Below are 13007 nucleotides of genomic sequence, written 5' to 3'. Positions count from 1 at the left end.
CGACCGACCTTGCTATCTTTGTGCGATTTAACAGACCACAGATCACCATGAGAAAGGCAGAAATGCGTACCGACAAGGGGACAATGACCATTGAGTTCTTCGAGCAGGACGCCCCCAAAACCGTCGATAACTTTGTTTCGCTCGCGAAGAAAGGCTTTTATAACGGCATCACGTTTCACCGGGTTATTCCAAACTTCATGATTCAGGGTGGCGACCCAACCGGCACCGGTGCCGGTGGTCCCGGTTACACCATTCCCTGCGAACTGGAAGGGGATAATCAGTACCACGACCGGGGTGTGCTGTCGATGGCCCACCGGGGCCGCAATACGGGTGGCTCGCAGTTCTTTATCTGCCACAACCGCCAGAACACCCAGCACCTCGACCGCAACCACACCGTGTTCGGGAAAGTTGTAGACGGTCTAGATGTAATCGACCAGATCCGGCAGGGGGATAAAATTCAGGAAGTGACGATCCTGGACGACGAGCAGGCGTAAACGGTCAGACTGTTCTTTTAGCAAGGGTCGGCAGCCAAGATATTATCTCGGCTGCCGACCCTTGATTTTTTCGTAGTTCATCACCTGAAAGCAACCATTTTAACTAAATTAGACTCATAGTACCGTCTATCGCTACCTGATCCGACCCTAAACCAGAACCGACGTATGAAGGCTTTTTTACTCCTGTTTCTTCTTCTATTCAGCCAATTAGTTGTTGCTCAGACCCGGACGGTACGCGGCACAGTTCGGTCAGCCGCTGACAAGGCTCCTGTCCCGGGCGCTACGGTTCTGTTGAAAAACACCACTATCGGTACGACGACCGGTCCCACCGGTACGTTTAGCCTGACAACCACGACCGCATCTACGACGCTCGTTGTGGCTTCTATCGGGTATAAGACTCAGGAGGTAGTAGTGTCAAAAACGACTGACTCTGTTCGCGTACTCTTGCAGGAAGATGCACGGGCACTGGCCGAGGTAGTCGTTACGGGCTACAAAACGATGGCCCGACGAGACATAACCGGGTCAGTCGCTACCCTGTCGTCAACGAAAGGTGTATCAGGCCCCGGTTCAAGCGCCCAGCGACAGACGTACAAAGGCCCGCAGGCAGGAGCCGGCCAACTGACCGCCGGTGAAATTCACGACTACAGTAAGTGGAAATTATGGCAGGACATTGCCCAGCGGGATCTGAAGGCCTGGCAGCAACAATGGCACATCCGGCCGCTGGAACGTTACTCGGTTCAACTGACCACGGCCGACGGCTATCCGATCAGCAACGCCGTGGTCTCTCTAAAAACAGCCCCCAACGTATCGCTCTGGACCTCCCGCTCAGACAATACCGGCAAAAGTGAGTTGTGGAACAACCTGTTCGATAGCGCAGCCGTTGGACAGCCGGTTTTCATTGAAGCGCTCGTAGACGGTCAGCCGTATATCCTGAAAAAACCGGTTCTTTTCAACAAAGGCCTCAACCGGATTCAGGTGAGCCAGCCTTGCCGGGCCTTGTCGGCCGTTGACATTTCGTTTGTTGTCGATGCCACCGGCTCCATGCAGGACGAGATCAATTACCTGAAAGCAGAACTAAGCGACATCGTCAATCGGACCAGAGAACTGCTTCCTGCCAGTTCAATCCGGCTAAGCAGCGTCTTTTACCGGGATGTCAGCGATGATTACCTTACCCACAAATCGGACTTTACTGAAAGCCTGGATTCCATTTCCCGGTTTATCAACGGGCATAATGCCGCAGGTGGCGATGACTATCCCGAAGCCGTCGATCAGGCCCTGAACGTAGCCGTTCATGAGCTGAACTGGAACGAACAGGCGAAAGCTCGTTTACTGTTCCTCATTCTGGACGCGCCACCTCACGACGACGATGAGAGCCGGGCCCTGCTCAAGCAATCCATTCAGAAAGCGTCGGAAAAAGGTATCCGTATCATTCCGATTGTTGCCAGCGGCATTGACAAGAGTACCGAATACCTGATGCGGTCATGGGCATTGGCCACCAACGGCACATACGTATTCCTGACCGACCACAGTGGTATTGGTGATGCACACATCGCTCCAACGACGGATAGCTATAAGGTGGAACTGCTTAACAAGGTCCTGGTCCGGCTGATTACCAGCTTTGCCCAGACGCCCGACTGCCAGCCTATCCGGGACGTAGCACAGCAGACAACCAGGCAATATGAAGACGGCACTGCCTCAACAAACGCAGCCCTCAACGGCGGAAACGAGGACAGTGCGCTTTCCTGGAAGCACTACCCCAACCCAACCAGCGACGTATTGCACGTAGACTGCAGGAAAGCCCCGACGGAGGTTTTCGTGGCCGACGTAACGGGCAAGATTGTGTTGCGGACCGTGCCGACCGAGCGTCGGTTTACGCTCAATATGGTGAGCTTTCCGACCGGAATTTATTTCCTGAAGATCAATAATGGCAAGACGTGGGAATCAGCGCGGTTTATTCTGAACCGTCAATAAGCGTATTGCCAAAGACCTGGCAAAAGTCTCTTACCCCCAAGCCGCTCACCCAAAAAACTGCGGATTAAAATTCATTAGATACGCTTCATCCGTAGCCCGGGTGAGGGCGGTATACAGCCAGCGCACGAACTCCTGATTCACTTGCCCATCGGGCAGGAAGCCCTGATCGACGAAGATGGCGCTCCACTGCCCCCCCTGTGCTTTGTGGCAGGTCAGCGCATAAGCAAACTTCACCTGAAGGGCGTTCAGGTACGGGTCGCGCCGAATGGCCTCGGTGCGTTCTTTCTTGCTTTTGATATAGAAATAATCCTTCTGGACGCTCTCATACAGCATCTTGTGCTGCTCCGAACTCAGCGACGGCGAGGGTGAATGCAGGGTGTCGAGGATAATCTTCGCTTCAAAATCGGGCTGTTCTTCGTAATCGACCAGCCGCAGCGTAACGGTAGCAAACCGGAAACCGTGCATTTCTTCCTGGTTGCGGATTTTCATCACTTCCGCAAATTCGCCGTTGGCCAGAAACCCAGCCGGTGAATCCTCGCCCAGGATGGTATAGTTGTTACGGGCTATCATCAGCATATCGCCCGCGTCGAGTTCCTCCTCACACTGGTCGATCATCCGCCGGACGAACTGATTGTATTGCACAGCCGTCTTGTTAGACCGGCAGATAATCGCCGTATTTTCCCGGCCGTATTTGTCGTAGGCGTAGCGAATACCATCCTCCAGTTTATTCAACGGCATCTTGTAGATATCACGGAACGACTTCACATTCAGCTGAATAGACGGCGTATCGCCTACCGACGACCTGGGATTGGTATCCAGCAGCGCATCGAACCCGATAGCGGCCGGTGTCGGCTCTATGCCGGTCAGCAGTTGCCGCAGCCCCGTGGCATTGTGCAGAATGCCTGACTCTTCGTCTTGCCGCATAACTTCCGTCAACTCCTGCTCAAAAACGGTCATGTCGAAGGAATGCATCAGAAACCCCCGGTCGAGCGCCGGGCTCAGCTCCCGACCAACGGGTGGTAACTGAGCCGTATCGCCCACCAGCATCAGCTTGTTACCCTGGTTTTCGAACACAAAATCGATGAGATCGGTCAGCAGGCCCTTGCCGCCAAAATCCGCTTCGTCGGAAATCATCGAGGCCTCGTCGACGATGAACAGGGTGTTCTCGTGGTAATTTTTCTGCCGTTGAAACGATAGCGTACCGGAAGCGGGGTCAGCCACTTGCCGGTAAATCTTCCGGTGGATCGTCTGAGCGGGCTTCTTGGCATAGCTGGACATCACCTTGGCCGCCCGGCCGGTTGGAGCCAGCAGTACGGATTTATACCCAAACCGGGGCAGCACTTTAATCAGCGTACCGACCAGCGTTGTCTTCCCCGTACCGGCATACCCACGCAGCAGAAAACAGTCGCGATACCGCTCAAACTCTTCGTGAGCAATGAATTCGCCGATCTGTTCAAAAAATTGCTGTTGGCCGGGAGTGGGTTTGTAGGGGAAGCGTTTGGCCAGCAACTGCGCGGCCGTTTGGGTATCATTCATGCTTCTAAGTTACGAAAAAAAGAGGAAAGGGAAAAGAGGGAAAAGACGGAGGAAAGGAGGAAAGGGAGGAGGGAGGAAAGGAGATAGGAGCATAGCCTCCCTTTCCTCCTTTCCTCCCCTTCCTCCCTTCCTCCCTTCCTCCCTTCCTCCCCTTCCTCCCTTCCTCCCTTCCTCCCCTTCCTCCCCTTCCTCCCTTCCTCCCTTCCTCCTCCCCTTCCTCCCTTTCCTCCCCCCATTTGCATCCTCCTTCCAAATTTCTTACCTTCACTTTCCACTAAACCCTTCTTTGTCATGAAAATCCGTCAGATTCTCCAAGGGAAAGCAGTCAACGCGCTCTACACCGTTACGTCGACCCAGACGGTGCTGGAAGCCCTCGAACTCATGGCCGACAAAAACATCGGGGCCGTGCTGGTGGTCGATGATGGGCAGCTCACCGGCATTTTTTCCGAGCGCGACTACGCCCGCAAAGGCATCCTGAAAGGCCGCCACTCGGCCGACACCAGCATCAGCGAGGTAATGACGCCCCACGTGATCACGATTGAGCCCGATCAGCGGCTGGACGAATGTATGGTCATCATGTCGGAGCGGCACATTCGCCACCTGCCCGTGGTTGAGCAGGGGAACCTCATCGGTATTATTTCCATCAACGACGTCGTGACGGCCATCATCCGCGACCAGAAAACCCGCATTGCGTCGCTCGAAAGCTACATTTCGGGCAGCCCTTACTAATGCAAGGCGGTCGATAGCCGAAACGGGCGTCGGTTCTTTGTTAACCTGTATCGACTATCGACCGTCTGGGTTATCCATTTCTAATTATGTACTATCTTTGCGTTCTTTTTTAACCGTTTCAGGCCGTGACGCAAACGTTGGATAAAGCCCGCGAAGAAGTGCTTAAATTATATGGAAACCGGCTGCGGCTTCGTGTCTGCGGTCTTTACCACGAGGCTGATCGCCTGCTGATGGTTCGCCACCGGGGTATTGGCCCGACCGATACCTTCTGGTGCCCGCCGGGTGGCGGGGCGCAGTTCGGCGAATCGGCTCCCCAAGCACTCATCCGCGAATTTGAAGAAGAAACCGGGCTGTCGGTTGACGTAGGGGATTTGTTGTTCGTTAATGAATTCATGCAGCCCCCGCTCCACGCCATGGAACTCTTCTTTACGGTGCGGGCTACGGGCGGTTCGCTTCGCCAGGGCACCGACCCTGAAATGAGCCTCGACGGGCAGATCATTGAGGATGTGCGGCTGATGACGTTTGAAGAAATCAAATCGTACCCACCCGAAGAAGTACACGCTTTATTTACCTATTGCCAGTCATTCGACGATATATTCCGTCTGCGAGGGTATTTGCATCAGTAGTTGTCCAAGTCGCAACCGCTTTGTAAGTTTAAAACCCTTTTCCTGTCAGTAACCGTTTAGTTGCCTGAACCCGTGCAAACCACTGTGTCCCTAGCGCCAACCGTAGCCATTCACTCCGACCAATTCGACCTGGCCAAAACCCGGCAGTCGGTGCTATGTATGGAAGTTGGGCACGACCGGTTTCGCTTCCTGGTTCAGAACGCCGGCAGGCGCGGGTGCTACTTCGAAGATTACACCTTTCCCTCTCTGCTCACCGAGCGCCCCCTGACGAACGTCTTGCCCGACGTGTTTCGGGAGCACCCGGTGCTGTCGGCCGGGCTGCATGCCAACGGAGTTGCGCAGGATCGGACGTGGCAGGAGATCCGGATTGCCGTGAACTCGTCGTCGTTTACGCTGATTCCCAAACCGCTGTTCCGGAAAGAGTACGCCGGCAGTTATCTCGGCCTGATGCGGGGTAACACCCTGCCGGGACATGAATTTGCGCAGTCGTATGCCCACGAGGCCGAAGGTTTCCTCTCCGTGTTCAACCTGGAGCATCCGCTGGCCGATTATTTTTCGGAGGTATATCCGCTTCAGCCACTAACGTTCGTGCACCAGAGCAGTTCGCTGCTGCAGGCAACCGCCAACCTCGACCGGCATTCGCTGTCGCGACAAAATGTGTGGCTGTACTTTGATAACGAGTTCGTCACCATCATCCACCGTGCCGACCACCAGCTACGGTACTGCAACCGATTTGGCTTCAAAAATGCGCAGGACCTGGCCTACTACATTCTGTACATCCTCGACGAGCTGAAACTGGTTCCTGATGCAACGACCGTATCGCTTTATGGTGAGATTACGCCCTTCGCCGATACCTACGCTGAACTGGCCCGTTTTCTGCCCAATCTGTCGTTTGGGCAAACGCCCCCCGGTGTTTCGCTGACTGAGGAGTTCGACGAAGTGCCCGAACACCGCTACCTGAGTCTGTTCGGGCTTTGCCTGCTTAGCTAAGGGGCTGTTTGTCCCGGCTGGGCGTTCCGCTACAGCTGCTTATCCCATTGTTCATCCAGTCAATCCGGCTCCGGCTTCCTCTTGATCATGCGCGATACGGGTAAATCAACCGACCTGGGCAACGACTCAGTCCGCTCCCTCTTTTTCTACTACTACGTTCCCACCCTCATCAGCATGGTGTCGGTTACCTCGCACCAGCTCATCAACGGCATCATTTTAGGGCAGAAGGTAGGCAAGGAAGCCATTGCGGCCGTCGGGCTGTACGCCCCAATACTGCTTGCGTTCATTTCGCTGCTGCTGCCGCTGATGATTGGCGGAGGCATTACGTTTTCCAGGAGCATCGGCGCGAAAAATTATCAGCACGCCCAGCAGGTGTTTCGGTTTACAACCACCCTGGTGCTGCTCGCGGGCAGTATCCTGGCCGTTGGGGCTCCGCTGCTGGCCGCTCCCATCGCTACTTTCATCGCAGGCCAGGAGAGTCCGCTCATCCTGACGTTCACGACCGACTACATCTTCTGGAACTTTGTTTTTGTACCGTTTCTGTTTCTGCGGTTTTTGTGGGGTACTTTTCTCAACAACGACAACGCGCCAAAGGTCAACAAGAACGTAACGGTATTTTCGTCGGTGCTGAACATTGTTCTGGACGTATTGCTGGTCATCGTGTTTCCGTTCGGTATTGCCGGAGCCGCCATTGCCACGGGCCTTTCGCTGCTGGCCGCTATCGTCTACATCCTTGTTTATCTGCGAAAAGGCAGCGGCCACCTCGATGTACGGCACTTCAGGCCTACGCTCCATCTCAGCGAGTGGCGCAGTTTTTTCAGGGTTGGCTTTCCGTCCTTCGTGTCAGAAGTGTCCGGTTCGCTGGGGCTGCTCCTGCTGTCGAGAAGTCTTCAGCCGTATGGGGTGCTGGCCATTTCGGCCTTTGGTCTGATTAATTTTCTGAATAACATTTTTCTGCGGTTGTTTACGGCCTCCATGATGTCCATACAGCCTATCATTGGCTTCAACATCGGGGCGCGACAGCCGGAGCGGGTGCAGAATACCCTACGGTTTGCGCTGTTGTTTACCCTGACGCTGGGCAGCGCACTCTATGGCATCGGGTTGTTGTTTCCAACCGGTTTTGTCCGTGTCGTAGCGGGGAAAGAAGGCGCAGCTTTCCGCCAGGTAGCGGCCGACGCCATCCGGTACAGCTTCCTGCTCTACATCGTAGCGGGGCCCAACTTTATCCTGGCCATGTACATGCAGACAATCGGCCAGTATACGGTATCAATCCTGATCAGTGTACTGAAAGGGGTGGTTCTGATTGGCCTGCTTCTGTCGGTGCTGCCGCCTTTTTTTACGACCAGACTGGATGCCATCTGGCTGGCCCGGCCGCTAGCCGAAATCATCACCCTCCTGGGCGTGAGCCTGTATACGGTTTATTACCGGCATCGCTACTACGCCCCCGAAGCTATTCTGAAAGGATAGGAGTCATCTCAAAGATACCGGACCGGTCTGACGGTACGCTGATACTGGTCAAAGTAGCGATATGACAATTTTGCCGTTATCTTTCGCGGTCTTTCCGTCATTTATGTACATGAAACGAATCGCTTTATTCCCCGGCTCCTTTGATCCGTTCACAAAAGGCCACGAAGACATCGTACTACGGGGGCTGCGGCTCTTCGACGAGATTGTGATCGGTATCGGGCGCAATGCCAACAAACAGCGGTATTTCGCGCTGGAGCCGATGATGCGGCTCATCGAAGAAACCTTCCGGGACTACCCGGCCGTGCGGGTGGTGAGCTACGATGACCTGACGGCGAACGTAGCCCGTCAGTTGGGCGCCCGGTTTCTGCTGCGGGGACTGCGCAACACCACCGACTTTGAATACGAGAACGGCATCTCGCAGGTGAACCGCTTTGTGTACGAGGAAGTCGAAACCGTGTTTCTGATTACGTCGCCCCACCTGGCTCCCATCAGTTCGAGTATCATCCGGGATCTGCACCGCTACGGCAAAGAAATTGACTCATTTCTGCCGTATAAATTTCAGGAGACGTAGGCAATCACTACCACGTACCGAGCGACTCGATAACGTAGCGGATGGAACTGAACGAGTTGGTCAGGGCCAGTTGCACCTGCCGGCGATCCATCCAGGCCAGTTTCTCAATGTCCTCATCGGCCTGGGGAGCCATCCGGCTGTCGTCTACGACGCCCATCCGATACCACTTCGTCCGCTTCAGGATCCGGCTACCGTTCAGGCTGTACGTGTGCCAGGTTGTGCAGATGCGTTCGCCAACTGTGACTTTGATACCCGTTTCCTCTTCCACTTCCCGGGCGGCTCCTTCGCGCGACGATTCGCCGTCGTCGAGTTTTCCTTTGGGTAAATCCCAGACCCCCCGCCGGTACATGAGCAGGATTTGCAGGTTGTCTACAATGACGCCCCCGGCGGCTTTAATGACCTTGAAATGGCTTTTTATTTCATCTTCGCACGCACTTTTATCGGCGCAAACCAGCGTTACCGACAGTAATCCATTGGTCCGGGCTTTTTGCAGCAGAACGAGCAGCCGGTCGATGGTGGCCGGCGTCGCGTTCATGACCAGAAGATGTCCGTGCAGGGCTTCTTCTTTCAGAATTTCCAGCCGGGCGTCGAGAATCAGGTCATAATCGGTAAACGTTTGTTGTTGCGTGGAATCGAGAATCTGAGATGCGGCTTTCGCGCCGACGAGCCGAATGGGTCGGTCGTCAATAAAGACAATCATGCAGACAAGAGCAGTTCGTGCCGCAAAAGTAGCAAAACTATTGGTCCTTCACACGACGGTGTTGGTGGTATAAGACAACCAGGCAGCAACCAGTTGAAACAGGACTTATGCAGCAGCTCATTAAAAACTGCCTGCGATTGCTATTTTTGCAATACGTCAAGTCCTCTCCTTTGTGGAACTACTCATTATTTTATTGCTGACGATTCTGAACGGAGTCTTTTCCATGTCAGAAATCGCCCTGGTATCGTCGCGAAAATCCAAATTAGAATCGGCCGCCAAGAATGGTGATCGGCGGGCACAGGTGGCACTCGATCTGGCCAACGCGCCGAACCGGTTTCTGTCGACGGTGCAGATCGGCATTACGCTTATCGGTATTCTGCTTGGTATCTTTTCGGGCGATCAGCTTACAACCGATGTGCAGAATTACGTAGCGCAGGTGGAAGCCCTCCAACCCTACGCCCATCCCATTGCGGTTGTGCTGGTCCTGCTGATGCTGACGTACCTGTCGCTGGTTCTGGGCGAACTGGTTCCCAAGCGCATCGGCCTCTCCAACCCGGAGGGGATTGCCAAAACTATGGCCGCGCCCATGATCCTGCTGTCGCGGCTGACCTCGCCGTTTATTGGCCTGCTGAGCTTTTCCAGCGATATTCTGATCCGGCTGTTACGCATCAAGCCCAACGAAAGCGCCGTTACGGAAGAGGAAATCCGGAGTATGATCGAAGAAGGCGGCTCGGCCGGCACCATCGAGGAAATCGAGCAGGAGATTGTCGAGAATGTTTTCCAACTGGGCGACCGCCGGATTACGTCCCTGATGACCAACCGGCAGGAGATTACCTATCTCGATCTGGAAGAAGACCCGGCCGAGAACAAAGCCCGGATCATGTCGTCCAAGCATTCGGTGTACCCCCTCTGCAAAGGCAGCGTCGATGATGTGCTGGGGCTGATCTACAGCAAAGATTTTCTAGGCAAAGACCTTGATACTGAGCTGCTGCGGCTGATGGATCTGAAACGCGATGCGCTGTTCATTCCCGAAAATAACCGGGCGTATCAGGTGCTGGAACGGTTCCGGGAGCGACGGCAGTACGTGGGCATCATCGTGGACGAATACGGTGGCATCCTGGGCATCGTTACGCTGAATGATATCGTTGATGCCCTGGTGGGGGACATCGCTGATGATACCGATTCCGATTATGAGATTCGGGAGCGCGAAGATGGCTCCTTCCTGATTGATGCTCAATTGCCGTTTGATGAATTTGTGTCGTATTTCGACATTACGATCTCGCCCCAGAGCCGACGCGATCTGACGGGCTTTGATACGCTCGGCGGCTTCGCCCTGCACATCCTGAAAGACATTCCAACAACCGGCGAAACGTTTATGTGGCAGGGTTACACCTTCGAGATTATCGATATGGATAAAAGTCGGATTGACAAAATTCTCGTTCGTAAACCTACCGAAGAATAAATTTTTTCCGAACAGCCATACCCCGGAGCCGGTTGTAATGGGTAACTAAACTCATCAGCAACCATGCGACACCTGATTCAATATGCCAGCACGCCCGGCGATTCGGGCCAGATTCCGTCCGGCATGGACTTTGATCCAAACGCCGACGAAGAGATCATTGATCAACAGGCGGGCGAACAATACCCCAAACCGGCTGACGAAGAGCCGGACAAGGCCTCCAATGATCTTGCGAACTCGATTGCCTATGCCATTGATGGGTCCGGCCCCGGCCCAACAGGCCAGGAACCCGAAGGTCCCGAACGGAAAGTGATTCACGAAGGCATCACCGGTGCCGGTCCGGAAGATGAAGAAGAGGGATTCCGGAGTCTTTTGTAAGTAACAGACGGTATGAATGGTATGCCATCAGACACATTATTTATCTGTCTGATGTGGCCGCTTTTTTCGGTTCTTCAGGCACCTACGCGTCCCGTCCGGGATTACGGCGCCTATTTTTAGTCCAGGTAATTATCCATAATTCATGTTCAGGTTTCAGGGGCAACGTTGATGCTTCTCGAACGTTGCCCTTGAAACCTGACCTCTTTACACAACCTCCTTGTACTGCATTCGGTACAGATTCGCATAGAATCCTTCGTGCTGGAGCAGTTCTTCGTGCGTTCCCTGCTCCACGATCCGGCCCTTATCGACTACGATGATTTTATTGGCTTTCTGGATCGTGGACAGCCGGTGAGCGATCACGATGGCCGTACGGCCTTTCATAAGCTTGTCGATGGCATTCTGGATCATCTCCTCCGTTTCGGTATCTACCGACGACGTAGCCTCGTCCAGCACGATAATTTTCGGGTCCTGCACCATCGCCCGGACAAACGAAATCAACTGACGCTGCCCCACCGACAGCGTAGAGCCCCGTTCCATGACGTTGTAGCTATATCCGCCCGGCAACCGCTCAATGAAGTCATGAACGCCCACCAGCTTGGCGGCTTCTACCATTTTTTCGCGGCTGATACGTTTGTCGCCAAGGGTGATGTTGTTCTCGATGGTGTCGGAGAACAGGAACACATCCTGCAAAACGACCCCGATGTTCCGACGCAGCGAACCCAGTTCATAGTCGTGCACATCAACACCATCGACCAGAATTTCGCCTTTGTTGATGTCGTAGAAACGACTGAGCAGGTTAATGATGGATGACTTGCCGGCTCCGGTAGCGCCCACGAACGCGACGGTTTCGCCGGCCCGGACCTTAAACGAAATGTCGCGCAGTACGTAATCCTCATTGTTGTAGGCAAACCAGACGTGGTTGAACTCGACCTCACCTTTCATGGCCGGGGGTACGTACGTTCCGTTGTTGACGGTGTAGTCGTCGCTGTCGAGCAGTTTCAGAATCCGGTCGGTGCTGACGATACCCATCTGGAGCGTATTGAAGCGGTCGGCCAGCATCCGGATGGGCCGGAAAAACAGATTGATGAACATCACGAAGGCCGTAACGGTCCCGAAGGTTACCTCCTCGTTAATGATTTCGCGGGCCCCGTACCAAACGACCAGCCCCACGCCCAGCGCCGAAATGATGTCGGCAACGGGGTAATAGACGGAGTAGTACCAGATCGAGCGAATGTTGGCTTTGCGGTGTTCATTGTTGATCGCCCGGAATTTTTCAGCCTCAATTTTTTCGCTGCTGAATATCTGAACGATGCTCATGCCCGTGATGTGTTCCTGCACGAATGAGTTCAGGTTAGCCACGGCCGCCCGCACTTCGTTGAATGAATCCTTGATTTTCTCTTTGAAAATGTACGTACTGAGCAGCATCAGCGGAATCATCGACAGGCTGATGGCCGACAGCCGCCAGTCGGTATAGAACATTACCGCTACGATCAGAACCAGTTGCAGAATGTCCCCGGCAATGGCAGCCATGCCTTCACTGAACACATCGGCGAGGGTTTCAACGTCAGAAATTGAGCGCGTCACGAGCCGGCCAATGGGCGTATTATCAAAAAACTTGAGCCGCAGGTGAAGAATTTTACGGTACAGCTGCACGCGAATATCGCGGATGACGTGCTGCCCCAGCCAGCCCGACAGGAACGTATTTGAAAACTGGATGATAGCCTGGAGCACCAGCACGCCGATCATCAGGACGAGCATGAGCGTCAGGCCCTGATAATCGCCCTCAGCGATCTCATTGTCAATCGTATACCGAATCAGCAATGGGGTCAGGGGTGCCAGCGAAGCCGACAGCAGGATGATAAACACCAGTAGGTAGAATCGGCTTTGGTAGGGACGTACAAAGTCGTACAGGCGTTTGAGCGTTGGCCAGTCAAAAATGCGGCCACTCTTCTGTTCTTCGTTCACGGGAAAGGACTAGATGGCAAGTTTTCTGGGTAACAGCAGAAGTCGATTTTCAGTTTACCGTTTAGAGTTTTTCCGTTCAACGGTAAATGGCGTCACCAGTTGTTGAACAGAAAACCGTAAA

At 54.1% G+C, this 13007-nt stretch carries 13 protein-coding genes; 9 read left to right on the top strand and 4 right to left on the bottom strand.

Going from position 1 to position 13007, the window contains the following annotated elements; genetic code table 11:
* Positions 1 to 47: 47 nt before the first annotated feature.
* Together DYU11_RS06050 and DYU11_RS06045 are read left to right on the top strand one after the other, a co-directional pair.
* Positions 48 to 494 (top strand): peptidylprolyl isomerase, encoded by a 447-nt coding sequence (locus DYU11_RS06050; protein ID WP_119666766.1) that lies wholly within the window; start codon positions 48 to 50, stop codon positions 492 to 494.
* Between the two features lie 165 nt (positions 495 to 659).
* Positions 660 to 2465, top strand: a complete 1806-nt coding sequence (locus DYU11_RS06045) for a carboxypeptidase-like regulatory domain-containing protein (protein ID WP_119666765.1) — start codon at positions 660 to 662, stop codon at positions 2463 to 2465.
* A gap of 45 nt (positions 2466 to 2510) precedes the next feature.
* Here the strand turns inward: DYU11_RS06045 and DYU11_RS06040 are convergent, their stop codons facing one another.
* Positions 2511 to 4001 carry an ATP-dependent DNA helicase gene (locus DYU11_RS06040; protein ID WP_119666764.1) on the bottom strand — a complete coding sequence of 497 codons (1491 nt, stop codon included), beginning with the start codon at positions 3999 to 4001 and terminating at the stop codon, positions 2511 to 2513.
* Positions 3998 to 4294: a hypothetical protein gene (locus DYU11_RS06035; protein WP_119666763.1), complete on the bottom strand. Its 297-nt coding sequence runs from the start codon at positions 4292 to 4294 to the stop codon at positions 3998 to 4000. Before DYU11_RS06035 ends, DYU11_RS06040 begins: the two co-directional genes overlap by 4 nt.
* Here DYU11_RS06035 and DYU11_RS06030 point away from each other — a divergent pair.
* The 5 genes from DYU11_RS06030 to coaD all read left to right on the top strand — a co-directional run bounded on the left by DYU11_RS06030 (position 4293) and on the right by coaD (position 8384).
* A complete protein-coding gene (locus DYU11_RS06030; RefSeq protein WP_119666762.1) occupies positions 4293 to 4730 on the top strand; it encodes a CBS domain-containing protein in 438 nt (145 codons plus the stop codon). The two genes, DYU11_RS06035 and DYU11_RS06030, sit on opposite strands and share 2 nt — an antisense overlap.
* Before the next feature lie 125 nt (positions 4731 to 4855).
* Complete coding sequence (locus tag DYU11_RS06025) at positions 4856 to 5356, top strand: NUDIX domain-containing protein (protein ID WP_119666761.1); 501 nt, start codon at positions 4856 to 4858, stop codon at positions 5354 to 5356.
* An 84-nt stretch (positions 5357 to 5440) separates the two neighbouring features.
* Positions 5441 to 6346, top strand: coding sequence for a DUF3822 family protein (locus DYU11_RS06020; protein WP_119667479.1), 906 nt, complete (start codon positions 5441 to 5443; stop codon positions 6344 to 6346).
* 87 nt (positions 6347 to 6433) lie between these two features.
* The gene (locus DYU11_RS06015; RefSeq protein WP_119666760.1) at positions 6434 to 7813 is read left to right on the top strand and encodes an MATE family efflux transporter; all 1380 of its coding nucleotides are present in this window, start codon (positions 6434 to 6436) and stop codon (positions 7811 to 7813) included.
* Positions 7814 to 7922: 109 nt separating this feature from the next.
* Positions 7923 to 8384: a pantetheine-phosphate adenylyltransferase gene (gene coaD, locus DYU11_RS06010; protein WP_119667478.1), complete on the top strand. Its 462-nt coding sequence runs from the start codon at positions 7923 to 7925 to the stop codon at positions 8382 to 8384.
* A 7-nt stretch (positions 8385 to 8391) separates the two neighbouring features.
* Here the strand turns inward: coaD and DYU11_RS06005 are convergent, their stop codons facing one another.
* Positions 8392 to 9084 (bottom strand): NUDIX hydrolase, encoded by a 693-nt coding sequence (locus tag DYU11_RS06005; RefSeq protein WP_119666759.1) that lies wholly within the window; start codon positions 9082 to 9084, stop codon positions 8392 to 8394.
* Positions 9085 to 9256: 172 nt separating this feature from the next.
* Here DYU11_RS06005 and DYU11_RS06000 point away from each other — a divergent pair, with 172 nt between their 5' ends.
* Complete coding sequence (locus DYU11_RS06000; RefSeq protein WP_119666758.1) at positions 9257 to 10546, top strand: hemolysin family protein; 1290 nt, start codon at positions 9257 to 9259, stop codon at positions 10544 to 10546.
* 63 nt (positions 10547 to 10609) lie between these two features.
* A complete protein-coding gene (locus tag DYU11_RS05995) occupies positions 10610 to 10921 on the top strand; it encodes a hypothetical protein (RefSeq protein WP_119666757.1) in 312 nt (103 codons plus the stop codon).
* A gap of 204 nt (positions 10922 to 11125) precedes the next feature.
* Here DYU11_RS05995 and DYU11_RS05990 read toward each other — a convergent pair whose 3' ends face one another.
* Positions 11126 to 12886 carry an ABC transporter ATP-binding protein gene (locus tag DYU11_RS05990; protein WP_119666756.1) on the bottom strand — a complete coding sequence of 587 codons (1761 nt, stop codon included), beginning with the start codon at positions 12884 to 12886 and terminating at the stop codon, positions 11126 to 11128.
* Positions 12887 to 13007 lie beyond the last annotated feature (121 nt).

Source organism: Fibrisoma montanum, assembly GCF_003583365.1.
Taxonomy (GTDB): domain Bacteria; phylum Bacteroidota; class Bacteroidia; order Cytophagales; family Spirosomataceae; genus Fibrisoma; species Fibrisoma montanum.
The sequence above is the reverse complement of the archived record's forward strand: the minus strand, read 5'-3'. Positions and strand labels throughout refer to the sequence as shown.

What these genes read in the sequence shown, in the direction of transcription:
- DYU11_RS06050 (WP_119666766.1), top strand. Translation starts at nt 48, where the DNA reads ATGAGAAAGGCAGAAATGCGTACCGACAAGGGGACAATGACCATTGAG.
- DYU11_RS06045 (WP_119666765.1), top strand. Translation starts at nt 660, where the DNA reads ATGAAGGCTTTTTTACTCCTGTTTCTTCTTCTATTCAGCCAATTAGTT.
- DYU11_RS06040 (WP_119666764.1), bottom strand. Translation starts at nt 4,001, where the DNA reads ATGAATGATACCCAAACGGCCGCGCAGTTGCTGGCCAAACGCTTCCCC.
- DYU11_RS06030 (WP_119666762.1), top strand. Translation starts at nt 4,293, where the DNA reads ATGAAAATCCGTCAGATTCTCCAAGGGAAAGCAGTCAACGCGCTCTAC.
- DYU11_RS06035 (WP_119666763.1), bottom strand. Translation starts at nt 4,294, where the DNA reads ATGACAAAGAAGGGTTTAGTGGAAAGTGAAGGTAAGAAATTTGGAAGG.
- DYU11_RS06015 (WP_119666760.1), top strand. Translation starts at nt 6,434, where the DNA reads ATGCGCGATACGGGTAAATCAACCGACCTGGGCAACGACTCAGTCCGC.
- coaD (WP_119667478.1), top strand. Translation starts at nt 7,923, where the DNA reads ATGAAACGAATCGCTTTATTCCCCGGCTCCTTTGATCCGTTCACAAAA.
- DYU11_RS06005 (WP_119666759.1), bottom strand. Translation starts at nt 9,084, where the DNA reads ATGATTGTCTTTATTGACGACCGACCCATTCGGCTCGTCGGCGCGAAA.
- DYU11_RS05995 (WP_119666757.1), top strand. Translation starts at nt 10,610, where the DNA reads ATGCGACACCTGATTCAATATGCCAGCACGCCCGGCGATTCGGGCCAG.